This is a genomic window from Paenibacillus sp. J22R56 (assembly GCF_056269375.1).
On sequence record NZ_JBWDNV010000005.1, the window covers coordinates 18,296 to 42,847 of the forward strand.

Here is a 24,552-nt window from a genome sequence, read left to right on the forward strand (position 1 = left end):
ATCTAACTATTCTTCACATGACTTCCTTAATAAAGGTATGTAAGGCCACTTGTCCGTCATGCCCGCACCTGCATAGAAAGACACCTCTGCAAACCAAAAGCGTTTACAGAGATGTCGTGAACCTTTATTTACATGCAATAGATAACTTTTAACGACAACGGGCACAGCCGCCGCAACGGGCACAGCCACCACAACGTGCGCAGCCGCCAAAGCCTCCACATCTAGCACAACCTCCGCAACCTCCACACCCTCCACAGCCTCCGCAAGAACAAAAGCCGATGCAAAAGCCGACGCAGAAGCCAATACATAGACGAGCATTATTAGGATCCACTTGACCTTGACCCGCATTCGGCTTCATACCGCTCGCTTTAAACGCATCCGTATTCAAATTTTGAAGGTTGTTCTTAAACTCATTCATCTTAGTAAGCCTCCGTTATGTTCATGTGATGATCACCAGCACCCAAAAAATAGGAGATGCAAATGAGAACAGCCCAAACTGGTCATATGCCGATAATCGTTCATGAGATATACGTATGAAAAAAACTCCGCTAGTGTTACTAGTCCATCCACCTACTTGCCTAGAGTAAAAGTGAACCACAAAAAAAGACCGCAAAAAGGTCTAACCTTTTTGACAGCCTACCTAGTATTATGATAATGATTAGCGTCTCTTTTGTTTAGGCTCCCCTCTTTACATACTTACTTTTTTATAGTATCTTTATTTTAAGATAATCACTAATCAACAACATTCAGATAAAGGGGTGCTTTGATCATGACAACATTTCGTGCAGTAGAAGGCGTATTTCAAGGGCCTCCGGTTCATATGGTCGGCGACGGCTTCCGGGTATCCAACTATTTTCCAGGAGGCACGAACTTCGGCCAGCGCTTTAGTCCTTTCATTCTAATGGATTATAATGCGCCGTTCGTATTCCCCCCAAGCACTCAAGTTAAAGGCGTTGGCGCACATCCGCACCGCGGCTTCGAGACAGTAACGATCGCTTATGAAGGGTATGTCGAGCATCATGACAACAAAGGAAACCACGGCATTATCGGCCCCGGCGATGTTCAATGGATGACGGCAGGTTCAGGGCTGCTGCACAAGGAGTATCATGAGAGAAGCTTCTCCGAGCGAGGCGGTTTGTTCCAAATGATTCAGCTATGGGTCAATCTCCCCCGCGCGTATAAAATGCATCCGCCAAAGTATCAGGAGCTTCTTAAAACAGATATGGAATATGCAGACCTTCCCGATGACGGCGGCACGGTACGTGTCATCGCCGGCAGCTTTAATGGCGTAAACGGCCCTGCCCAAACCTTCACTCCTGTTAATCTGTTTGATATCTCATTCAAAGCCGGTGGCAAAGCGCACTTTGAACTTCCCGCTACTTACAATACAGCAGCCATGGTACTGAAAGGCAGCGGCGTCATCAATGGAGACAGGAAAGCAGCTGAAGGTGACTTCATTCTCTTCACCAATACGAATGGCGCTATAGAGATTAAAGGCGTAACGAACGATACCGTTATCATAGTCCTGAGCGGTGAGCCTATCGACGAGCCAGTCTTTCAGCAAGGACCGTTTGTAATGAACAGCCGTCAAGAAGTATTCCAGGCCTTTGTGGACTTCCAGGATGGCAAAATGGGATCTGCGGATTTCTAAAACGATGACCGCCGGGCAAATTGCCCGGCATTTTTTCTGCCAGCCTGCCTCATAATAACCAACCCTTCTGTCATATGCATGCTTGAATAGCCTTTAATGAGGAGGGAAAGGTATGAACGACTCGAATTCCAGCGGCAATTCCGATGCTTCAAATAAACATCTTGCTGCTTCAAATGGTTCCCCTGACAAGAAGTATGGGCAAGGCGAGCCTTTTACGGTTCCACAGCCCTATCGGCCAAGCGATAATGCCGGAGGTCCTGATCTAGGCCCTCGCGATATTATGCGGGATTTGGAGAATCCCGATATGCTGCGGCCTCCAGTGACCGATAACGGACTGGTGCCGAACCTGAAATTTTCGTTCTCCGATACCCATATGCAGCTCAACCAGGGAGGCTGGTCTCGCGAAATTACGCAGCGCGAGCTTCCAATTGCCACTACTCTTGCCGGTGTAAACATGTATCTGACGCCAGGCGGCATCCGGGAGCTTCATTGGCATCAGCAGTCCGAATGGGCCTATATGATTTGGGGGAGTGCACGTATTACATCCGTTGACCAGGATGGACGAAATTTCATTGCGGATGTAGGCGCAGGCGACCTGTGGTTTTTCCCAGCGGGACTGCCGCATTCTATCCAGGGACTGGAGCATGGCTGTGAGTTCCTGCTTGTATTTGATGATGGCAAATTCTCGGACCTGAATACGCTGTCGATCTCTGACTGGTTCGCCCATACACCTAAGGATGTGTTATGTGCGAATTTTGGCGTGCCTGAACATGCGTTTGATTCCATTCCGACGGATCAGCTTTATATTTTTCAAGAAGAAGTTCCTGGGTCACTTGAAAGTCAGCAGGTTCACTCGCCTTATGGAACGATTCCGCAAAGCTTCAAGTACCAATTGCTCGCGCAGACACCAATTGTTACCCCAGGTGGTACGGTACGTATTGCGGATTCAACCAACTTTCACGCCGCAAAAACAATTGCCGCAGCACTAGTTGAGATCAAGCCTGGCGGAATGAGAGAGCTTCATTGGCATCCGAATAATGATGAGTGGCAATATTATTTGACCGGACAAGGAAGGATGACGGTCTTTGCCGGTAACGGAGCTGCCAGAACATTTGATTATCGGGCTGGGGATGTCGGCTATGTCCCTTTTGCCTTCGGGCATTACATTCAAAATACAGGTGATCAATCCTTATGGTTCCTTGAGATGTTCAAGAGTGACCGATTTATGGATGTTTCCCTGAACCAATGGATGGCGCTTACGCCAAAGGATCTTGTGCGGGATAACCTTCATGTGGGACCTGAATTATTGAATGCTTTACGTAAGGAGAAGTGGCCGGTCGTCAAATATCCGGGTAAGTCTTACCTGAAATAGACGAACGTCATGCCGGGCGAATGCATAGGATATCCCATTAGACTTTAATCCTTATGTCCTTATTAGAAAGGCGGAGAACTAGTGGCGGTATCCTATATGGATTTCACTTCCCCTAATGTGCAGTTTTGGTATGACGTTAACAAAAATACAACCTTCAAAAAAGACAACCGCAACTTCATTAATACGTTGTCGATTGAACAGTTAAATACACTTGGTAACGTATCTTTGCTTGATATTTACCTCAGCAGATCAAATGTTGTTGAGCCGCATATTCATCAGAACGCAACTGAGCTTGTATATTGTATTTCCGGCTCTGCTGTCGTATCGCTAATAAACCCGTTTACGAAACAACTGCTTAACTTTCCGATTCAACCCGGCCAAGTAGCGAACATCCCACAAGGCTGGATGCATTACGAAATCGCTACAGTCGATAACACTCATCTGCTTGCAATCTTCGACGCTCCTGTACCTGAATTTATTGGGTTATCCGATATGCTGCGCCTAACCCCACCTGGCGTGTTCGCCCATACTTATTGCCTGAACGAACAGATGGTCAAAGAAACATTAGCTCCAATTACCGATACAGTCTTCATTGGACCACCTGCCAATTGCCAGCCACCCCGTGAGCAGGAGGAACAGCAGCCCTACCACCAATTTCCCTATGGACCACAACATCATCCACAGCAATACACGCAGCCGTATCCGCAGCCATTCGGATTTTTTCAGCAGCCAAATTATTTCTTCTAATATGTGGTGTTAAGTGTAAACGGCTGCTCCCGTCTTAGGAGCATATACTTTCTTAAATGCAAAAAAAGAGACAGTTATACCACGCCGCCCCCAAGCGGTTTGTTATAACTGTCTCTTTAACAATAAGCTTTATGCCGACTGCTGCGGGAATACAAAAGCATCTGATGCGCTGATATGCAGGCTGCCTTCCATACCCGCATCCAAATAATCGTCATTTAAGAATGAAATCGGCTGACCGTCTGCGGTCTTCGCCAGCACCCTCCAACGTTTACCTTCAAATACACTATGCAGGATATGGACAGGCAGATGATTGGCCTTCGTCGAAGGGATGGACTGCCAAATCGCTGAATCCGGACGGAACAGCAGATCAACACCCTCTGCTCCTTCCGCTTTCGAAGAACCAGGCGAAATACCAACAATCTCATGCTCAGCAACTCGAACCGTCGCATGCTCACCATGCCGGACAAGCTTACTCTTTAATCGATTGCCTGCACCAAGCAGCATGGCAGCCGACAAAGTCGCCGGACGATCATAACAAACTTGCGGACGATCGATCTGATCAACAGCGCCGGCACGCATAATCATAAGACGATCGGCCATTGCAAACGCCTCGTCTGGATCATGCGTGACATGGAATACTGTCGTACCAAGCTGACGGAACAAGTAAGCCATCTCAGAACGCATCTCGATACGGAGCCTCATATCTAAATTAGACAATGGCTCGTCAAGCAACAGTAAATCAGGCTTTGTGGCCAACGCTCGCGCAATCGCAACACGCTGCTGCTGACCGCCGGATAATTGCGGCGGAAGCCGATCCTCAAGACCTTCTAGATGCAGCAGAGCAACCAGCTCCGCGATTTGTTCGCGGATTGCGGCTGCAGGGATCCTTTGCCTGCGTAAACCATAAGCAATATTATCGTAGATTGTCATATGCGGCCATAATGCATAGTCCTGGAACACCATGTTGATCCCACGTTTCTCTGGAGGAACTAATCGCGATACCGTTGCGACTGTTGTTCCGCGCAGGCGGATTTCTCCCTCATCTGGCTGCTGTAACCCTGCGATAAGCTGAAGCAAGGTTGATTTGCCGCAGCCGGAAGGTCCAAGCACACTAATAATTTCGCCCTGCTTGACGGAGAAATTGATGTCCCGCAAAGCCATATGAGAGCCGCCATACGATTTCCCTAGCCGTTCGACTTCTAATATTGTGTTGGTCATTGTTTTACTCGCTTTCTTGAAGGTTTTATGAGCAGCTCCATCACAGCAATAATGAGAATAACAATGCCTCCGCCCGTCAGTGTGGCAGCTGCCGCGTATCCAAACTGCAAATCCTCAAACGCTTTGTTAATGACAACTGGAAGTGTCATGAAGTTAGGCGGATACAAGATGGAGGAGATCGCCAGATCAAACACGCTTGCGCCAAACGCTGCAAGTCCCGCATAGAGAAGCGCTCCTTTAATTAGAGGAACAAGGATGGAAATGATCCGCTGGTGGAAGGAAGCACCCTGCATCTGCGCCGCAGATAATAATTGCCTTGGCACCTTGGCCATCGCTCCAACAACAACCCTCGTAATTACCGGGATAACACCGGCTACACTAGCCAGGATAAGAATCCACGGCGTACCGTACAGCAAGAGTCCGATTTTCTCCAGCCATGCTTGATTCCAGATGAAGATGTAGCCGATCCCAAGCACAATTCCCGGCACAGCCAGTGACACAAGCGAAATCACATCAATCGTCTTGCGAAGCTTAAACTGCGAATAGGTCAGAACATATGCGACAAGGAAGCCAACCAGTAGACCAATAACAGCCGCAACTGCAGCAATCTCGAGGGAATGAGCAAGCCCTTCGAGCAAGGTGTCATTATCTCCACCGAACAAAGCTTTATAATATTCTAGCGTCAGCTCCCGCCCTTTGCCTGCGGATGAACTGCCGGATATAGACGTGAGCAGGTTGGAGCCAAATGGAATACCAATTACAACAGCAAGGAAAACGATATTGCCGATAACGAGATAAATTCCGCCTTTACGCGGCTTCTTCGGTTCTGATCGAGTCGCCCGTGATGATAAGAAATCGTACCGGGACTTGCGCATCGCATACAGCTGAACGCTCATCGCAAGTGCAATTAGAAGTACGAGATAGAAGGATAATGCCCCGGCCATATCGAACCGGATCGGTGATGTATACAGAGCCGAATAAATCGAGTATGGCAATGTCGGAAATCGGAAAATCGTTGCAATCGATGCCGGTAGACCAAAGTCGCCTACGGTATCCATAAAGACAAGCATTGCACCCGAGCAAATAGCTGGAAGCAGCAGCGGAGCTTCAATCGTCCGCCATACCGTCCATCTCGATCCTCCGGATAAACGACCTGCCTCACTAAGCCGGTCAACTCTCCACTCCAAGGCGGAATAGACCGTCAAATAAGCAAGCGGAAACTTACTAAGTGTCATGACGAAAATAAGTCCAATTGGCTGGAAAATAAACGAGTGCAGACTATGCCAGCCAAACCACTGCGCTGCAAGTCCATCGGCTGATGCAAACATAACCCAGCCTTGTGCTAGTATGAATGACGGTGTAATGATGAGAATCCACACCGCAAAATCCAGCAGCCGTGCACCGCGGAATGCCCAATTGGCACGGGCCATGGCAATGGCTGTCCCAACAAACGTCCCTAGCACCGTAGTACCTATTCCCAGAGTAACGGAGTTTTTTAATGACACATACCAAAGCGGCCGGCGGAATACATCAAGCAGCAGTGATAAATTGCCGAGCTTCAAACGACCAAAAAATACTCCCGGCAGGAGTACTTGGATCACAACAGCAATTAGCGGCAGTAATATAAGTAGGAAAAGGACGGCCAGCACGAGCCAGCCTGTCCGGTTTCCTTGTGATGGGTATCGGAACCTCACGTTATTTTACCGCTTTGTCTGCAAACCATTGTTTAATCTCGCCTTCATGCTCGCCAGCCCAGCCCGCTTCTGCCACAACCAGCTTCGCATCTGCCGCACGATCAGCCTTCGCGTTAACTCCTTTTACGGATGGTTCGAAGTAGCTTTCATCACCTTTATCAATCAATGCCTGCTGGGTTGCCGGATCAAGCAGGAATTCAACAAATGCTTTAGCAGCATCCAGATGCTTGGATTCTTTTTGAATCGCCGCTACACGCACCGATGCAGGAGCACCTTCAGCGGGCCAAATAATATCAACCGGCTCACCAGCATTTTTGAGGGTATAAGCATTACTCTCTTGCAAAGCTGCTGCTTTGATTTCGCCATCAGTTAATGCTTTTGCTACGTTAGGGTTTTTCGGATACACATGCACATCATTTTTGAGCAGGTTGTCAAAATAGCTTTTGCCTTTATCCATGCCTTCCGATTGGAAGAACCATGCTACGAACGGATAAGCTGGTGCTGCTACAGCTGGGTCGGCCATACCAACTGCACCTTTAAATTTGGCATCAAGCAGGTCATCCCATGTTTTTGGAGCGCTGTTTGCGTCAAAGGCTTTCGTGTTATACACGATAACGGATGCGGCATGCTCACCTGTTGGGAAGTAAGTGTTGTTAACTGGAACAAGACCTTTCGCAAAATCCGTCAAGCCGTCCAGATTGCCTGGTGCCCAGCTGTCCAACAGCTGTCCGTTTTTGCCCATTTGGTCAATTGTAGGCATCGAGTCCATCCATACAACATCCCAATGCGGATTGCCTTTCTCCGCTTCGATCCGGGAAGCGATCTCTGCCCCATTACCGGAGACGATCTCCAGCTTGTAGCCTGTTTTCTCTTCGAACATTGGTTTTACGATATCATCAAAGTCGTTCAAATACACAACAAGCGGCTCACTCTTGTCTGCTGAATCTGCAGCTGGGCTTTCCGCAGCGGCATCGACCGTTGGCTCCGTGCTTGCTTCTGTAGTTGCTGCAGCATTAGCAGCTGCTGCTGTATTCGCCTCATTATTGCTGTTGTTGCCACATGCCGACAGTGCTGCTGTTGCCATCAGAACGCTGACAAGCATAAGACCCTTCATTTTATATCCATTTACCATTTCTCTTACCCCTCCAGTATCTTCTTCTTTCATTCTCAGATTAACGAGGTTTTGTAAATGGAAGATTAAGTGAATGATAAGATTACATTAAATAACATCTATCCATATTGATAGGTTCATCGAAATTATCTATAGTATGGCAAGAAGAGATAAGGAGATGAACCCAAGATGAATATCCAGCAGCTACGCGTATTTGCACATGCAGCACGTCTATCCACCTTAACAGAGGTAGCCGCTGAGCTTCAGCTCAAGCAGCCAACCGTAAGCTTTCATTTGAAAAAACTAGAGGAAACAATAGGTGTGGAGCTGTTCTATAAACACCCCCGGCAGCTGCGTCTAACCGATGCGGGACAAACGCTGCTTCCATATGCCAAACGGATCTGTGCCCTGCTGGATGAATCCAGCCAACTGATGAAGGAGCATCGGGAGCAAGGACGTGGACAATTAAAAATAGGCGCCAGTTATACGCCTGCAACGTATTTCCTGCCGCCATATTTGGCTGCTTTTCAAGCGAGCTATGAGAAAGTGATGCCGCAGATGACGGTAAAGAAAGCCGGAACCGTCATGAAGCTGCTGAAGGAATTCGACATTGATGTGGCGATTGTATCTTTAATCGCACGTCCGATGGATGACGTGGAAATTATCCCACTTGCAGATGATGATCTAAAGCTGGTTCTCCCTTCTAACCATCCGCTCGCCCAGCAAGAGAACATTACGATCGAGAATCTTAGAACGCAGTCCTTCCTTCTGCATGAGCATGGCTCGACCTCCAGGGAGCTGTCCGATCTGTGGGCTAGAGAAAACGGGCTGCAATGGCAGGTTGGCATGGAGCTTGGTGCTATTGAGACGATCAAGGAATCTGTTAAGCATGGCATTGGTGTTGGTATTCTTCCATGGCGGAGTGTAACAAGAGAAGTAGAGTCAAAGGAGCTTGTCCTTCGTGATTTACCTGGGAAAGTCCAGCAGCGCCATATCTGTCTGGCTTATCGGAAGGAAGATATGATGGCCTACCATGTACGGACTTTTATCCAATATATGAAGCTATCCTGCCTGGACCACCTGACAACTCCCGGTTAATTATTATGGATTAGTGACTAAAATCAAGCAAACTTTGGAAAACTTGAAAGACAAAAGAAGTTAAATGCAGCTTAGGGAGGAATATATCCTTGTCTTTCCTGTCTTCCATCGTTGATCATATCCCGGACTGGATCGTTTTTTGTCAGGCTGTTATTGCGCTCCTCGTGCCAATCTTGGCAACAAAGATATATAAAACGCTTCATTCTTTTGTTGGAACTGGAAAGAACCTTGACACCAATAAGGTCAGTCAAGATTCTGCGCGTGCCGCCACACCTTTCAGTGGGGATTACCAAACCGATTTACAAACCATCCTTTCGAAAATTGGCAGCAACTGCGACTTGCATACCAGAGAACTTCCGCTCACAAAGCTGAATGCACGAGGAACACTGTTCTGCGTAGATGGCATGCAAAATGAACGCGTTCTTAATATGAAGATGATGGAGTTCTTAATGTTTAAGGCAACAGGCGATGTGCTGGCTGAACCGAGCAAAGCTGAGGATTTTCTTCCATTCAACACCATGTCTACTATTTCCGATATCGACGACTTTAACCACTCCGTTCTGTTTGGACATGCTGGGTTACTTATTGAAGGCATGCCTCACGGACTCCTGATAGAGTTTCCAAACGGGGCTAACCGCTCGATTGAGGAGCCTGTCTCTGAAGCGTTGATTCGAGGTCCAAGACTTGGTTTCTCCGAGGTATTAAGCGAAAATACGTCTATGCTGCGCCGTCAAGGTTTCAGTGACCAATTGGAAATGAAAAGCTATCGTGTAGGTACTCGCTTACAGAAGGATCTTGTACTTGCCTACATGAAGGATATCGTTAATCCTGATCTGCTTCAGGAGGTTCAAACGCGGGTTAGCAGACTGAATTCAGACTTTCTCGCCGATTCCGGTTACATTGAACAATTAATCGAAGATAACTATTTAAGCCCTTTTCAACAGGTTCAAAATACGGAGCGTCCCGACCGGGTTATCAATGCTTTGCTGGAAGGACGGATTGCTATTTTGCTGGACGGGACACCGTTTGCTTTAATCGTTCCTGTTACCTTCAGCATGCTTTTACAAACTCCTGAGGATTATTACGAGCGATGGATTCCCGGCTCCCTGCTTCGAATGCTGCGTTTTGGCGCTGCCTTCGTGGCTTTAATGGGTCCTGCGCTCTATATATCATTAATCGCTTTTCATCCCGGTCTGATTCCGACCGAACTGGCTTTATCTATTATAGAGACTAGGCAAGGCGTTCCATTTCCTGCACTGATTGAAGTGCTCATCCTTGAAGTCTCCATTGAAATATTACGGGAAGCAGGAATTCGATTACCAAAACCGATTGGACCTGCCATGGGCATTGTCGGCGGTCTCATTATCGGTGACGCTGCCGTTCAAGCTGGGATTGTTAGTCCCTTCCTCGTCATCGTTGTCGCGGTAACGGCAATCTCCTCCTTCTCGATTCCAACTTACAGCGCTGGAGTCACGCTCCGCCTCCTGCGATTTGTAAGTATGCTGTTCGCAGCGTTCCTTGGGATGTTCGGAACGATCCTGTTCTTCCTGTTATTATGCAGTCATCTGACCAAATTAAAGAGCTTTGGCGTTCCTTATCTAACTCCTGCCTCTCCATTTCGGGCAACGGACTGGAAGGATCTCTTTTTCCGTGCCCCTCTCTCCCTGATGAAGCGGAGACCGGCTATGATGAAGACAAAGGACAGCAAACGAAAATCATAAGGATATCGTTAGGAGGATTACCTTGTTCAATCGTACAGATGATAAAATCACGACTTCGCAAGCGGCTGTCTTCCTAACGAATACGGTGCTGGGCGCCGGCATTCTCACCATGCCCCGCTATATTACCCAAGCCATGAAGACTCCTGATTCCTGGATTACTATTCTGCTCGGCGGTATCATCGTCATGCTGGCTATTCTTCTCATGGTCAAATTATCGCAACAGTTTCCTGGACAGACCGTCTTTCAGTATGCCGGCAGAATTGCCGGGAAGTTTCCCAGCAAAGTACTGTGTCTGCTGCTAGTCGTTTATTTTATCCTAATCGCGGGCTTTGAGATCCGCTCTCTCGCGGAGGTTACGCTGTTTTTTCTGCTGGAAGGTACGCCAATCTGGGCTGTTATTCTGCCGTTTATTTGGATAGGTACTTATTTGGTCTTAGGTGGTATTAATTCTATCGCCCGGGTATTTCAAATCATATTTCCGATCACGATATTGGTACTGCTTGGTTCTTATGGATTTAGCCTTCGATTGTTTGATATCAACAATTTACGCCCTGTCCTCGGCAACGGCGTCCTCCCGGTACTTCATGGCTTAAAGTCATCTGTCCTGGTGTATACAGGCTGTGAGGTTGTTATGACCCTAGTTGCCTTTATGCAGCATCCCCAGCAAGCCGTCAAAGCGATGATAGGAGGGATTGCGATTCCATTTGTCCTTTATTTTCTGACAATCGTTTTCGTAGTTGGAGGTCTCACCATAGATTCGGTCATCAGCAGCACTTGGCCAACGATAGACCTGATTAGAAGCTTTGAATATACCGGCTTTTTTGTGGAGCGATTGGAATTTCCATTGATGGTTATTTGGCTGATGCAAATGTTCTGCAATTTCTGCAGCTTCTTCTTCCAGGCTTCTCTTGGGATAGCCCAATTATTTAAATTTCCCGTTACTCCGGTCATCTATGTTATGGTTCCAGTGATTTTCCTAGCGACCATGGTGCCTAAAAGCATTCAAGATGTATTTGCCCTCGGTGACGTTATAGGGTCAATGGGACTAATATTATTTCTGCTGCTGCCTGTTCTGCTCTCAATTGTCTGGATCATACGCAAAAAGGGATTAAAACAACATGTATAGACCATATAAAATGCTATTCTTATCTCTTCTCCTTCCTATCGTATTGACGGGCTGTTGGAGCAGTAAAGAAATTGAAGATCTTGCGATGTATACCGGCATAGCGCTTGATGTTGGACAACCGGCTCCTATCGAGAAGGAATTTGAAGCGGAAGGTGCGGATTATTCCAAGCACAATAAGGTAATGACCACCATCCAGATTGTTCCGATGAAGACCGTAGGCACGAAAGACAAAAACAATACGGGTACAAATAAACCTTATATCAATGTCTCTGGCAGTGGTGATTCCATACTGGAAATCTTCCGCCAGTTCTCCATACGTCTCGACCGGCCGATTATCGGTCACCATCTTAAGGTCATTGTCATCTCCTCTAAATTGCTGAGAAAGCAAACCATTGAGCAGGTGACTGACTTTGTCTTGCGTGACAACGATATTCGTCCCAGCACCAAAGTTTATATCAGCCAGGGTCTAGCCAAAGAAACACTTGAATCTAGTGAGCCTAATGAGGTACCTTCATTCCATATTACAGGTATGTACCGTAATCAACTGAGAACAAGCAAAGTGCTTGATTCCGTTACTCTATCCAAACTAGATGCACTGATGAGAACGAAGAGAAGCTTTGTTCTGCAGAACCTTGTGTCAGGAGGTGGGGAAATGGAATTTTCCGGGGCCGTCATCATTAAAGGAGCTTCCGGTCATTTAATCGGAAATTTAAATCAAGAGGATGCGGAATGTCTCGCTTGGATTACGAACAAAGGAAAAGCTGGAGCGATAAAAACTTATGACTGGGACAATCAGCCGTTAACTTACGAAATCAAATCGATGAAAAGCAAAATCACCCCTCATGTGAATGAAGGAAAAATATCCTTTAAGGTTCATCTCGCTGTAGAGGGACGTCTCATTGAAACCTGGAATAAAAACAACATCCCTTCTACAAGTTACTATGCAGAGAAAACCAGTAAGATCATTGAGGAGAAACTTGCACAAATGGTTCAAACGCTAATGAATGATATGCAATCCAAATATAAAGTAGATGTAGCCGGATTTGGTCATCGGCTTGCCATTGTGTACCCTTCCGTCTGGAAGCAAGTAAAGGAGGATTGGGATGATACGTTCAGCCGTTCAGAGGTCAACTTCACCTACGACGTAAAGGTTACGGATTTTGGTTCTTTTACTGAACAATAATTGCTATATGAAAAAGCCGCCTGCTGTCCTACACAAATCAGACAGCAGGCGGCTTTCATGTTCAATTATTTGTCCAATCGATAGCTCACAAAAGCAAGCTGCTTGCTGTCTGGTGACCAGGAGTTGACGTTAATCGTCCCTTGTCCGCCAAACAGCTGGACAAGCGTCCGATATTCGCCGCCACCACTTGGCATAAGTCGGATCTCCACATGCTTGTTCGCCGGGTGATCACCTGGTTCAACATCGCCTTTCCGATAGGTAATATAGGCAATCGTCTGACCATCAGGAGATACATGCGGGAACCAGCTGTTGCTCTCGTCAAACGTCATTTGCGTCTGCTCGCTGCCATCTGTCTTCATCCGCCATACCTGCATGAGACCAGTTCTAACGGAGTTGAACCAGATATACTCGCCGCTTGGAGAATATTCCGGACCATCATCAAGGCCTGGCGTATTCGTCAGCTGTACTTCTTCGCCGCCAATCGCAGGAATCGTATAAATATCGTATTGGCCTTTTCGTTCCGCACAATATGCAAGTGTACCTCCATCAGGCGACCAGCCATGCAGATAGCTAGGTCCCATTGGCGTAACCAATACAGGATCTCCACCCTCTAGTGGAAAAATATAAATGCGAGACTGCCCATCTTCCTTCGTATGATGGCTCACAGCCAGTTCCGAGTTGTCAGGAGAGAGGACATGATCGTTATTGCAATGAACAGCAAATGATGAATAGATCTCTTTACTTTCACCTGAGGTCATATCAAAACAATAAATCCGGCCCTTGCTGTTATAAATAAGGGTCTTGCCATCGCTTGTCCAGTTAGGTGCTTCAATCAAATAATCAAATTGCGCCAGAATGCGGCGCTCGCCTGACTCTACATTCACTGTCTCAAGAAAGCTGGTGATGCCTGCCGTTTCGGCCATGAACGTTTCTCCCCTTTATGTACGAATCGTTATTCTACCTTTGCGCCAAGTGATCTTAGCAGCATAATTGCCTGAGCAGTGTCCATCCGTGCGCCCTTCACATGAAGAACATGCACAGGGATGCCTTCCAGCTCTGCTCCTCGCAGATCAGCGCCACTCAGATTGGTTTGCGTCAAGTTCGCACGTGTGAAATCACATTTGCGCAGATCTGCTTTTTCAAGTGAAGCGCCCATAAGATCCGCTTCCACGAAACGAACCTCCTTCAAACTTTGCTTATCCAATTTAACATGCCTTAAGTTCGTATACGACCAATCACCTTGTACAATCGTAATGCCATTCAATTCTGCGCCTGAGAAATCAGAGCCTGTCATTTTACAAAATGAAAACTTGGCTACGAACAAATTCGCATGTTCGAAGCGGCAGTTCGTAAAGGCCGACTCCGTATGAGTAGAAGCATTAAGCGACGCGCCGTGGAAATCACATTCCATAAACCTGCAGCTCGATGTTGTAACTTCCTCGAAGGAGGTATTGATGAATTTGCACTTGATAAAGGTACAGCGGGTCAGCTCACCTTCTCTAAAGTCTTGTTCGCTGAAATCAATCCCTTCGAATTGTTCGTCCGTATAAGTCAACATTGATCACACCTCCTGCTCGTTGATAGGTTAACGATTGGAGAGAGAATTGTCAATCTATGTGACGGGCTTTGCTTTCAGAAGTTTTTTGCCAAACATCAATCGCAGCAGGAGCAGTAGAATCGGGAGCCCGAAGGCAATGGGGAGTGCTATTCTTGGCCAATATATTTCAAGATATTCAATCGCCCAGAAGTGATCATCTACAATCCAGTAGCCGAATGCGCCAAGAATAAGGCACATCGGCAAAATCATCGGTTTATTGCTTTTTATACCAAAGATCCGGCTGGCGCATACCGAGCTTGCGTACAGACAGAACATGACTTCAAACAAAGCAGATATGGAATATAAGGCGATCATAATCATTTCATAACGCTGCAGGAAGTTGCCGATGTGTGCATTACGAGCCAGCTTCATACAAGATAACGTGTATTGGCTCGTTACTTCTGCCGATAACACCGCTCCCTCCAGCATCGCCCAGATCATAATAATAACCCCGCTTGTCACAATTCCCGCGATACCAAGTTTGGCGCCATATTTTTTGACATCCTTCACTTGAGGGAAAATAAGTGCAGCCAGCATCGTAGCCATCGCCCAATCCGCGTCGAAATGAAGGCTTGCCACAGCCGTCTTCGGCAGACCACTCTCCAGAACAGGCAGCAAGTTGCGAATATCAAACTCATTCGTCGAGCCCATAATAATCAGAACGTTCAACATGAAAATAAACAGCAGGCCAACTAGAGCAATTCTTGCAATAACCTCCAGCCCGTAATAGCAGCCTAATGCACCAACCAGTAGGGAAGCGATAATAAACAGCGAGATCGGCGCTTCAGGCAAGAAGTACTCCTGCAAATGATACACATAAGTGATCATAATTGGCCCAAATGCAGCAACATAGAAGATCAAGATAAGCAATGCGACAATAATCTCAAACCATCTTCCTAGCATCGCTTTCCCTAATTGGATGAAATCCCGGTCTGGGGTTTTTCGGATAGCCAGATAAGTGATGTACATCATCACAATCCCCTGCACCGTTCCAATAGCCGTCGCAATCCACATATCCTGCCCAATGGCGCGGGCAAGCTCACCTTGTGTCACTCCGATTGCTTTGACGAAGATCACATTCACAATCATCGCAATAAACATTCCGTTAGATATTCGGATTTTCATCATTTAATACCATCTCCCGCTGCTTTCACGACTGCAGATTTGATGTTTACTTTAACCTGAACATCCGTTTCTGCCTTCGACAGTACCGTTTCCCAGTCGGAACTGACTGTCTGCCATTCTACTGGATATTTATTGCGAAACACATCACCCAGCTTAAGAAAATCGGAATGATATTGCTTCTGTGCTTTAACCAATACATTTTCTATTCTCGACTTCAACAGCTTCTCTAATCTTGTCGTGGCCTCCCCCCTCAAACTATGAACAGGCGCGTTACAACCGCTCTCTACAATATCAGCCACTGCCTTCATCCGAATGTGGAACTGAGGCGTTTGATTCTGATACGTAGGCTTGATAGTCATATGAGCGTTCTTGAATTCCAGCGTCAATCGCGCATGATCATTATTCGGACAAGTAATAACCTCAATCCCGTTTTTCAATTTTTCTAAAAAAAACAGCGTGGCACGTGCTTCCTTTGGTGTCAGCCAGCCTACCATTTTGTCATGAAGAAAAGCTGCTCCTCCAGCCAATTCAACTTGTTTGATTGAACTCAGCTTCTCTGGCTTCTTATTAGAAATCCCTCGTGGCATCAGTCTCAGCCTTGCCAGTACGGGCTGTGCTGAGTTGCTTAAATAAGCTTCCTCCAAATTCATCATGTTGCTGCCAGGTGCCACTCCGACAACCTCATTGTTCCGGAATAATTTATCTACCGCTTCACCAGGCACAACTTCAATCCCCGTAATCGTTGATATTAACTCCTCAGGCTTATCCGACGTAACGGCTACCCAAGTATTCATGCGCAGCTCATGATTACGCGTAAAGAAGTCGATCATGTCGCCTATCCCTTGCCTCGCATAATCTTCACTCATAACGATAAGGAAGTTATGAGCCCAATAAACACGTCTTGAAGAGACACGTCCCAAGTTACGGATTGCATCAAAAATAGTGCTTCCTTCTGCGCTGATGGAATAGATTGGCTGTCCGGTTCCACCAGCCGGGGCACCAGTCTGCCCTCTCGCATCCGCAGGACGAATAATTTGAGCGGCCAGCTTAATTGTTCCTGGCTTGTCTCCAATATCTAAACCCACAGCTGTTACAATGGCCAATTCATTGATTTGCCTTAAGCCAAAGCATGAAGTAAGCGATAATAAAGCGACTAAAGCAAGCAATAATCCAAGCATACGTTTCATATTCACTCACCCTTTTGCTGTGGCGTTCCCGGCTTCTGATTATCAGCCATGCGCTTCGTATCCTGTGCAAACCCCGGACGCTCATCCAGCATCCACATCGGCAGACGGAGTATCGTATCCCTCTGATCGGATGGCCGGAAGGGACTTGCCGGCGTCAAATAGGATTCACCGAAGGAACGGATCGATAGCGCATGCAGCAGCAGTGCAAAAAACATCGTAGAAAATCCAAGCAAGCCTAAAAAGCCAGAAGCAATGAGAAGCGGAAAACGAAACATGCGTATCGCTAGTGATGAGGAGTAGCTTGGGATTGCAAAGGATGAGATGCCGGTAATGGCCACAATGATAACCATAAACGGCGATACAAGTCCGGCCTGTACCGCGGCCTGCCCGATAATTAGCGAACCAACGATACTTACCGCTTGACCAATTGGCTTCGGCATTCGAAGTCCTGCTTCACGCATTAGCTCGAAGGCGAGCTCCATAATAAGAGCCTCCAGCAGCACGGGAAATGGTACAACCTCTCTGCCAGACGCAATCGTCAAAGCAAGCGCTGTTGGAATCATCTCATGGTGAAACGAGACGAGCATGACATAAATAGAGGGCAGCATAAGACTGATCATAAAAGCGAAATACCTGACAATCCGGAAGAAGGTGCCTACCCAATATCGGTTGTAGTAATCATCCGGTGCCTGTATATACTGCCAGAAGAATGTAGGAACAATTAAAACAACCGGCGTATTATCAATAAAGATGGCTACCCGGCCCTCCAGCAGCGCGGAAGCAACCTTGTCCGGACGCTCCGTACTCTGTACCGTGTTAAACATCGATAATGGCGCATCCTCGATAAGCTCCTCGATATAGCCGCTTTCGAGAATCGAGTCGATCTTGATTCGAGATAAGCGAAGCTTTACTTCATCGACCAGGCCTTCTTTGACCAGATCCTCGATATAAGCAATATTAATGTCGGTCTGCGAGCGTGTCCCAACCACCATCGAATCAAACCGCAGCATCGGATCTTTGATCCTCCTGCGGACGTGTGCAGTATTCGTGCGGATGCTCTCCATGAAGCCGTCCCGCGGACCACGGACGTTATTTTCAGAGGAAGGCTCCTCAATCCCACGGTCCTTCCAGCCCTTCGTGCTGACAAGAAGAGGCTGGTCCAAGCCATCCAAGATAACAAGCGTATCTCCTGAAAGAATGCCGTTAATCCCCGTCTTCACCTCGGCACAATCTTTCACAGCAGCATTATACAAGAGACTAGTCCGGAGCGACTCTGCTGTCGTCAGCTCCGCAGGATCTCGGTTAAGCTGACTGCCGGTCACCACTAATGCACGAAGAATCGCTTCAACAATGGTTGAATCCGCGAGGCCTTCCATATAACAACAGAATCCCGGATAGCTTGCATTACCGCATAATAGAAAGTCACGTTTCTGCATATCCGCCGCACTATTTCCTAAAATTTGCTCAAGCGTTGCCTCATTTTCTTTTGCCGACTGCTTGAAGGTCCCATTAAGCTGCTCTTGAATAGAGGACAAGAGTCCATCACCTCTTTTCTCTAAGATGGTATAGGCCTTGCCATGATCGATCACAATAGTTGGTAAACCTTGGAGTATGACGATGGAAGGAGCAATACCATGGATTTCTATCATTCTTGGTTTTATCAGAAAGTGATGAATACGGAATGGATTTTGTGGGTCATTTTTTATACCCTGCTTGCTGTTAATGTACTGTTTCCACTGATCGTCTGGTATGCCATGAAAGGCAAAAAAACAGTAAAGAAGTACCGCGAAAAGAAAAGTTCTACCCCTGAAATTCAAGTGAACGAAAAGAAAAATTGATCTATACTGGAAATAATGTGAAAATACTTCGGTAGTGTGCATCAAAGCAGTTGTATTTATTCGTCATTGTCACCTATTACGAAAACAACCCGCAGCCTCCAAGGAAGCTGCGGGTTGTTTTATAGAAATCTAATTGGCCCGAGGCCGACGGTTATAGCCGATCTCATCGTAAGGCTGAAGCTTCTCGATCCATAACTCAAGGAGTGCATCAACTTCCGCCTGATATTTTTTCAATTCGGAACGGTCGTTCAAATGCTCTTCGCGTGGGTTGATGGAATCCATCTCTTCAAAGACAAAACAGCTGGCACCATATTTGTTCCAATCCTGTTGTAATTCAAATACGGTGTTCATATTCGTCTGCTGCATAAAGGCCAGTCTGTTTTTCGCCCCATCCAGATCCATACTGCCTAATACTAGTATTTTGCCGTTCTCTACATTCCGAATTTGATAAACGCCCATCCGTCGAAAAGATTGCGAGTAGGCTGTTCCTAGTTCTCTCTTACGCTGCTTTTCCATTGTTTGATCATCTCCTCCATACTTATTTACTAATTTACTAAATAAGTAACGAATTCAAAGATAGCATATGCCCTAGCTATGCGTCAACCACGACAAAAAAGCTTGGCCCGCGCGGCTAACGAATCTACATAACGCTATTTGCTCAAAATCGGTAGGTTTGGAATTGTAACGAATCCTCATAACGCTATTATTCATTTATTCCCATTGTTTTGCCTCCAACAAGCCAAATAGCGTTATCAGGATTCGTTAGATTCGTGAGGCAGATGTTTTTCACTAAATAAGCATCTCACGATTCGTTAGCATGGCCACGAGAATAATTAAAAGCGCCGGGATGCCATGTTCATCCCAGCGCTTTCCTTAATATCAGGCAGTCAACTTAATAATCCTCAACGACGCACTAGCAATCGGCTGGTCTGCCACCCCGCCAAACGGCGGATATTGGATAACCGCGCTAACATTAATGGCAACTTGTGTGCTCGTTGGCGGAATTAATGCCCGAAGCTCTACCACATCATTAGCAGCTAATCGTAAAATGGCCGTCGCCCCTACGTCATTAACTTGCTGGCCATCGGTAACTGCTAGACCCGAAGTTGTAGCAGGATCGAGAACACCGTTTATAAATATCCCAAACGCACAATGGGTAGGTGGCGGCAGGAACGAAACGCTCCAATCCGCTGCATAATCGCCAGCGACTGGAACAGTCAGTGATGTTGCCGTAGCCACAATTCCGCCAGCAATAATAGATGTCGGCTGATCAAATTGATTAAACCGAACAGTCTGACCATTAACTAACGTTTGAGCTGCATTGTCATAAATATTGGCGTAGGCAGGCGAGAATGCTCCAGCTGGCCCTTGTTCTCCTTGTGGCCCAACAGGACCTTGTATCCCCTGCGCCCCTTGCAATCCCGCTGGACCTTGTGGCCCTGCAGGTCCTTGCGGACCAGGAGGACCCTGATTCTCAAATATATTAATCGTATTATTAATTTGATTGATCATTGTATTAAACGTATTTTGCTGCACAGTCGTTAAGTTAACGGTCTCCATGATAATAAACAGCTCATTAATAATAAGTTGCTGCTCAATAACCTTATCAATAATGGAAACTTCTATTCTTTTAAGCAGATCAATAAAATCTCCAATCAGCTTGAGAAGCAGCTTTTTGCGGCACATATCGGATTTCCCTACAAAGTCCATCAACCGGATATTTTGCATCTTTAAATTATGATTATGCTCCGTCTCCATGTGTGTAAGTGCAGTAGGAAGTTCATTATTAATGCCTTCCAAAATACTAATTAAACGTTCAAACTCCGCATTAGTCATACTCACTCTGCAAGGCTTTCTTTTATGACGGCAAATCGCCTTGCGTTTGCAATGCTTATGCTTTTTGGATTTCCGGGATAGGGCTGTCAAACCTGCACCTCCAAGGTTGTTGTCCCGTTAATCTATGTCGGACAAGAGCCCCGTGGTATATGCACTTGTCATGCTTGGCTAAAAAAAGGCTATTCTCACACAAAAAAGCCGTATAAATGGAAGATCCATTTACACGGCTTTATCCAATTAACGAGCTTCTGCGAATCTCTTGATAGCATCCATATAATCGGACTCCGGATAGCTTGCTTTCGCATGCTCATATCCCCGATTTCCTGCTGTCCAATTACAGGTAAGCACCAAACGTGTTGCCTCCCCTTCAGGAATGAGCTTAAAAGTCATATCGCAATAGGTCGTCTCATGATTGGGGTCATAGGCTGGTGCAGCATGCTGCTCATAGGCGAATTCCACATTGGGTTCATAGAGGCGGACAAAACCATACACATGAAGAGTATTATCCCCATCCGCACCTTGACCTCGGAACTCAATACGTGCTCCTGGCTCAAAGGTGGAGTCGATTGAACAGCCAAACAAGGTTTCTCTTGTTCCTTCCGAAGTCGCAATGGCTGCCCATACACGATCTTTAGGAGCTTGAATTAGACTTTCAAATGTAAGCTGATTACGGTCTAATTGAATGTCTTGCATTCTATTACCTCCCAACATAGAAATACACTCCAGCCTAGCATAACACGAGGAATATGGTAAATTCTATAAATCTCTTATTGTTCTAGCAATCGAAGCAGCAGCACGGCTGCTTCGGCACGTGTGGCTGTCCCGTTAGGTACAAACAGACTTGAGACAAAATGTCTCAAGTCCTTAATAAATTTCCCCGCCAAGACGGGTATTGAGAATGCCATCCATAAAAGTTTACTGCGGCTGCTCCGTAACTGAACCTTTCCGTTTGATCTTGAATAATAGGCGCAGAATAGGCGGTACCGCAAAAAAGATAAAGAAAGTCCGGAACAATTGATACCCCGATACCATCGATAGATCGGCATCAATCTCATGTGCCAATATGCCCATCTGGTCCATTCCTCCAGGTGCAAGGCTAAGCAAAGCCGTTGATCTTGAGACTGGATGTAGGACAGTGAGCAGCTCACTAACTCCCCAAGCAAAGATCATGAGGACCAACCCGCTTCCAATAGCAAAAGAAAACGTCCTTACCTTCCGCTGAAGCTTGCCTGGCTTAAGTAATAAACCAACATACGTGCCAATCATCAACTGCGCAGCACTGATTAAACCCGAAGGTAGTGCAGGACCATGCAGGCCAGCGCCTTGCAGAGCAGCTGTTGCAATGGCTGGACCAAGTAGGTAAGCAGTAGGGAAGTTGATCCGGTTACCAGCTATTGCACATATCGCGCAAATTGGAGCAAAAATAAGAATATTGGGGAACAAGTCCGCCCAATTGGCCTGGCTGGTTGTGAGTGACACCGCTGCTGCCGCTGCATCATGCACCTGACCAAAGATTGGGCTGAACACAAGCAGCGGAATACCAATGACAATAATCATCAGCCTGACCACCTGCGTTACCGTAACAACCGTCAGGTTAACGCCTTCCGTCTCCTCCGCTAATGCAAGCACCTGCGATAATCCTCCGGGTATGGCGCCAAGTAATGCGGTTTTGAAATCCGTATCCGACAGCTTGGATACTGCAAAAGCGATACTACCGCATAACAGCAGCAAGATGACCGTCATCAGGCACATCGTAGGCAGCTGATGGCCCATTTCTTTCAGAGCTGCCCCTGTCATCGAAAGACCAATCGTATAACCAACAATAATCATGCCGGAATTACGAATTTGACCGGGCCACCTATATTTGCCCTTCCATACATTTGATCCGATCAATACGGCTATCATTGGCCCAAGGAGCCACGGAATCGGTGTATGAAGGACACTAAAGATCACTCCGCCGCCAACTGCTGTTACAAGTGTTACTATAAATTTGAATCCATTTGAGTCCACCGTCATTTGCCTGCCTATCGTTATTAAATTCCTTATTTGTTAATCATACAGGAAAGTAAGGACACCTGCATAATCGGACAGCGTATCCTTCGTGACATCAAGCTCACGAATTTCCTGCGTCTTAACGCCTGCAGCCGTCGTAAATTTCTCAACCTTTTCGAACATCAGCTTTCCTGGGAGTCCCAGCGCTTTCGTCCGGTAATGCATTGGAATCGCGATTGTCGGCTGAAGCTGACGCATCACCTCTGCGGCTTCAACTCCACCTAATACCATTTTACCTCCTGCCGGAACCATCAGAATATCTACCTTACCAATCTGACGCACTTGTTCCTCTGTTAGCAGATGTCCTAGATCCCCACAATGGCATATGGTCAAATCTCCTGCCTTGATAACAAAGACGATATTAGGTCCACGCTTCTTGCCGCCTGCTTTATCGTGAAAGGTTGCAATCCCTTTGATGGATACCTCTTTTTTCTTATATTCCCTTGGCTGATTAACGAGCATATATTCACCGGACGCTACCTGAATCTGATTATGATCCTTATGATTATGTGTCACAATGACAATATCCGATTCAATACCTTTAGGCATGCGATAGCCAAGAAGACGCCCGTAAGGATCGATTAATACACGTGTTCCTTCGTCTGTTGTCAGTAAGAATGAAGATTGCCCATACCATTTTATTTTCATTTCTCTCACCTTTATATGTGCTATTTTTTGCACAATTTAGAATAAAAAAACTTAGTCCAATAAATCCGCAATCGTATAATTACCGAGCACAAAATAAACCTGTTCGGATATATCCCCCATAATCTTCTGGAAAGACTCGTTCACCTTCTTGCCGAAATGATGTTTGCCCGTTGTATCCAGCATACGATCCCACGGCGGTTCTTCCTCATGAACCGTCTGATATACCTCACGAAGCGTAACCTGCTCCGGCCGTTTGGCCAGCTGGTAACCACCTGAACGTCCTTGCTTTACTTCAATAATGCCGCCTTCGACGAGCTGCGATAAAATTTTACGCAAGGCAGTTGGTTCACAATGAATTTGCTCTGCAATTTCGCTGCTAGTCAGCAGCTCCGACTGAGAAGCCAATACAATTAAAGCTTGTACGCCAAATCCAAACCGTTTCAGTGTAGCCATAGCTGCTCGACTGCTTCCTCCTTCATATTAATATGTGCTAATTTTAGCACATATTATATTTTATCACAAACCGATTACTAAAAAAGGCTGGAATCGCACGATTCCAGCCTACCCGTATATTCGTTTATTTCTTATTCATAACTCCGAATTCGGTCTGTTCGTACCGAAGATGTCTCATGATGATACAGATTGATCAGATCCTCATTCACATCATCATTAAACGTGATATGAATGTCCTGGACATCCGTGGTTTTTGGCAGCGAGACTTCCACCCATTCCTCACGCCATTGTCATTAATGACATATAGGAAAGCCCCTTCTCTATTTATTTCTTCTTTTTACAAGACTTCTTCTTATCCGTCGAAAACTGGATTGGAATTTCGTCAATCACATTACGAAGCACGTTACGGAACACAAATGCCGCTACGTTATTATAGTTGCCGTAGAAATCAGACAGATCATCATTGAAGAACTGAATGACTCTGATTCGGAACACCGGATATACGAATGTATTTCCAAAAATGCTTCTTAAGGCGACAAAATGAAAGAAACGGTTCGTACGGAATGCAATCCTGTACAGAGCTGCAATTTCTTGAGGAGATAATTCACGTTCAATTGGACTAATTACTTTCCCGTTATTTACTACCTTCACATGAATGTTAATTCCCCCAATCACTTTATCAGGGGCAATCAGTGTAGCGAGCGCTTTGGCTTTCTTAAAACCTTTGACATAAAGAGTGACCTCGAATTGACCGTCTCCTAGATCCGCTAGGGGACCGATCCGTACAAGCGGGTCCTTGCCTATCGAATACTTAATCTCGTTGAAATAAGTGAATTCAGGCGGAGATAAACTAATTCTTACCTTCTTCATTTATAAATCTCCTCTCTCACTATGA

25 protein-coding genes are annotated in these 24,552 nt (G+C 46.3%); 8 read left to right on the plus strand and 17 right to left on the minus strand.

What is annotated here, in order from left to right; genetic code table 11:
- Positions 1–6: 6 nt before the first annotated feature.
- Positions 7–318, minus strand: coding sequence for a hypothetical protein (locus AC0YNT_RS13050; protein ID WP_475804975.1), 312 nt, complete (start codon positions 316–318; stop codon positions 7–9).
- 451 nt (positions 319–769) lie between these two features.
- Here AC0YNT_RS13050 and AC0YNT_RS13055 point away from each other — a divergent pair, with 451 nt between their 5' ends.
- The 3 genes from AC0YNT_RS13055 (at position 770) to AC0YNT_RS13065 (ending at position 3,770) form a co-directional block, all read left to right on the plus strand.
- Positions 770–1,651: a pirin family protein gene (locus AC0YNT_RS13055; protein WP_475804976.1), complete on the plus strand. Its 882-nt coding sequence runs from the start codon at positions 770–772 to the stop codon at positions 1,649–1,651.
- Between the two features lie 112 nt (positions 1,652–1,763).
- The gene (locus AC0YNT_RS13060) at positions 1,764–3,023 is read left to right on the plus strand and encodes an oxalate decarboxylase family bicupin (protein WP_475804977.1); all 1,260 of its coding nucleotides are present in this window, start codon (positions 1,764–1,766) and stop codon (positions 3,021–3,023) included.
- 81 nt (positions 3,024–3,104) lie between these two features.
- A complete protein-coding gene (locus AC0YNT_RS13065) occupies positions 3,105–3,770 on the plus strand; it encodes a cupin domain-containing protein (protein ID WP_475804978.1) in 666 nt (221 codons plus the stop codon).
- A gap of 129 nt (positions 3,771–3,899) precedes the next feature.
- Here the strand turns inward: AC0YNT_RS13065 and AC0YNT_RS13070 are convergent, their stop codons facing one another.
- Genes AC0YNT_RS13070 through AC0YNT_RS13080 form a run of 3 tightly spaced genes read right to left on the minus strand, consistent with a single transcriptional unit; the run spans position 3,900 to position 7,814 of the window.
- Complete coding sequence (locus AC0YNT_RS13070) at positions 3,900–4,988, minus strand: ABC transporter ATP-binding protein (protein ID WP_475804979.1); 1,089 nt, start codon at positions 4,986–4,988, stop codon at positions 3,900–3,902.
- Positions 4,985–6,682, minus strand: coding sequence for an ABC transporter permease (locus AC0YNT_RS13075; protein ID WP_475804980.1), 1,698 nt, complete (start codon positions 6,680–6,682; stop codon positions 4,985–4,987). Before AC0YNT_RS13075 ends, AC0YNT_RS13070 begins: the two co-directional genes overlap by 4 nt.
- 1 nt (position 6,683) lies before the next feature.
- Positions 6,684–7,814, minus strand: a complete 1,131-nt coding sequence (locus AC0YNT_RS13080) for an ABC transporter substrate-binding protein (RefSeq protein WP_475804981.1) — start codon at positions 7,812–7,814, stop codon at positions 6,684–6,686.
- A gap of 168 nt (positions 7,815–7,982) precedes the next feature.
- On the opposite strand from AC0YNT_RS13080, the gene AC0YNT_RS13085 reads away from it, so the two are divergent.
- The 4 genes from AC0YNT_RS13085 to AC0YNT_RS13100 all read left to right on the plus strand — a co-directional run bounded on the left by AC0YNT_RS13085 (position 7,983) and on the right by AC0YNT_RS13100 (position 12,921).
- Complete coding sequence (locus tag AC0YNT_RS13085) at positions 7,983–8,891, plus strand: LysR family transcriptional regulator (RefSeq protein WP_475804982.1); 909 nt, start codon at positions 7,983–7,985, stop codon at positions 8,889–8,891.
- Between the two features lie 98 nt (positions 8,892–8,989).
- Entirely contained in the window at positions 8,990–10,612 is a 1,623-nt protein-coding gene (locus AC0YNT_RS13090) for a spore germination protein (protein WP_475805315.1), read from the plus strand.
- A 22-nt stretch (positions 10,613–10,634) separates the two neighbouring features.
- The gene (locus AC0YNT_RS13095; RefSeq protein WP_475804983.1) at positions 10,635–11,738 is read left to right on the plus strand and encodes a GerAB/ArcD/ProY family transporter; all 1,104 of its coding nucleotides are present in this window, start codon (positions 10,635–10,637) and stop codon (positions 11,736–11,738) included.
- Positions 11,731–12,921, plus strand: a complete 1,191-nt coding sequence (locus AC0YNT_RS13100) for a Ger(x)C family spore germination protein (protein WP_475804984.1) — start codon at positions 11,731–11,733, stop codon at positions 12,919–12,921. Before AC0YNT_RS13095 ends, AC0YNT_RS13100 begins: the two co-directional genes overlap by 8 nt.
- Before the next feature lie 65 nt (positions 12,922–12,986).
- On the opposite strand, the gene AC0YNT_RS13105 is transcribed toward AC0YNT_RS13100, so the two are convergent.
- Genes AC0YNT_RS13105 through AC0YNT_RS13125 form a run of 5 tightly spaced genes read right to left on the minus strand, consistent with a single transcriptional unit; the run spans position 12,987 to position 18,365 of the window.
- Positions 12,987–13,844 (minus strand): TolB family protein, encoded by an 858-nt coding sequence (locus AC0YNT_RS13105; protein ID WP_475804985.1) that lies wholly within the window; start codon positions 13,842–13,844, stop codon positions 12,987–12,989.
- A 29-nt stretch (positions 13,845–13,873) separates the two neighbouring features.
- Complete coding sequence (locus AC0YNT_RS13110; protein WP_475804986.1) at positions 13,874–14,479, minus strand: pentapeptide repeat-containing protein; 606 nt, start codon at positions 14,477–14,479, stop codon at positions 13,874–13,876.
- Positions 14,480–14,533: 54 nt separating this feature from the next.
- On the minus strand, positions 14,534–15,646 hold the full coding sequence (locus AC0YNT_RS13115; protein ID WP_475804987.1) for a GerAB/ArcD/ProY family transporter: 1,113 nt from the start codon (positions 15,644–15,646) through the stop codon (positions 14,534–14,536).
- Positions 15,643–16,830: a Ger(x)C family spore germination protein gene (locus tag AC0YNT_RS13120; protein WP_475804988.1), complete on the minus strand. Its 1,188-nt coding sequence runs from the start codon at positions 16,828–16,830 to the stop codon at positions 15,643–15,645. The genes AC0YNT_RS13115 and AC0YNT_RS13120 overlap by 4 nt, the downstream gene beginning before the upstream one ends.
- Positions 16,831–16,832: 2 nt before the next feature.
- A complete protein-coding gene (locus AC0YNT_RS13125; protein WP_475804989.1) occupies positions 16,833–18,365 on the minus strand; it encodes a spore germination protein in 1,533 nt (510 codons plus the stop codon).
- Positions 18,366–18,464: 99 nt separating this feature from the next.
- Here AC0YNT_RS13125 and AC0YNT_RS13130 point away from each other — a divergent pair, with 99 nt between their 5' ends.
- Complete coding sequence (locus AC0YNT_RS13130) at positions 18,465–18,668, plus strand: hypothetical protein (RefSeq protein WP_475804990.1); 204 nt, start codon at positions 18,465–18,467, stop codon at positions 18,666–18,668.
- 129 nt (positions 18,669–18,797) lie between these two features.
- Here the strand turns inward: AC0YNT_RS13130 and AC0YNT_RS13135 are convergent, their stop codons facing one another.
- The 8 genes from AC0YNT_RS13135 to AC0YNT_RS13170 form a co-directional block, all read right to left on the minus strand.
- Positions 18,798–19,184 (minus strand): GIY-YIG nuclease family protein, encoded by a 387-nt coding sequence (locus tag AC0YNT_RS13135; RefSeq protein ID WP_475804991.1) that lies wholly within the window; start codon positions 19,182–19,184, stop codon positions 18,798–18,800.
- Between the two features lie 363 nt (positions 19,185–19,547).
- On the minus strand, positions 19,548–20,510 hold the full coding sequence (locus tag AC0YNT_RS13140) for a hypothetical protein (RefSeq protein WP_475804992.1): 963 nt from the start codon (positions 20,508–20,510) through the stop codon (positions 19,548–19,550).
- A 231-nt stretch (positions 20,511–20,741) separates the two neighbouring features.
- Positions 20,742–21,197 carry an SRPBCC domain-containing protein gene (locus AC0YNT_RS13145; RefSeq protein WP_475804993.1) on the minus strand — a complete coding sequence of 152 codons (456 nt, stop codon included), beginning with the start codon at positions 21,195–21,197 and terminating at the stop codon, positions 20,742–20,744.
- A 222-nt stretch (positions 21,198–21,419) separates the two neighbouring features.
- Positions 21,420–22,520: an AbrB family transcriptional regulator gene (locus tag AC0YNT_RS13150; protein ID WP_475804994.1), complete on the minus strand. Its 1,101-nt coding sequence runs from the start codon at positions 22,518–22,520 to the stop codon at positions 21,420–21,422.
- 33 nt (positions 22,521–22,553) lie between these two features.
- Positions 22,554–23,204 carry an MBL fold metallo-hydrolase gene (locus AC0YNT_RS13155; protein ID WP_475804995.1) on the minus strand — a complete coding sequence of 217 codons (651 nt, stop codon included), beginning with the start codon at positions 23,202–23,204 and terminating at the stop codon, positions 22,554–22,556.
- Between the two features lie 51 nt (positions 23,205–23,255).
- Positions 23,256–23,657 (minus strand): RrF2 family transcriptional regulator, encoded by a 402-nt coding sequence (locus tag AC0YNT_RS13160; protein WP_167279913.1) that lies wholly within the window; start codon positions 23,655–23,657, stop codon positions 23,256–23,258.
- A 131-nt stretch (positions 23,658–23,788) separates the two neighbouring features.
- Positions 23,789–23,929 carry a hypothetical protein gene (locus AC0YNT_RS13165; RefSeq protein WP_475804996.1) on the minus strand — a complete coding sequence of 47 codons (141 nt, stop codon included), beginning with the start codon at positions 23,927–23,929 and terminating at the stop codon, positions 23,789–23,791.
- A gap of 52 nt (positions 23,930–23,981) precedes the next feature.
- On the minus strand, positions 23,982–24,527 hold the full coding sequence (locus AC0YNT_RS13170; RefSeq protein WP_475804997.1) for a hypothetical protein: 546 nt from the start codon (positions 24,525–24,527) through the stop codon (positions 23,982–23,984).
- Positions 24,528–24,552: the final 25 nt, after the last annotated feature.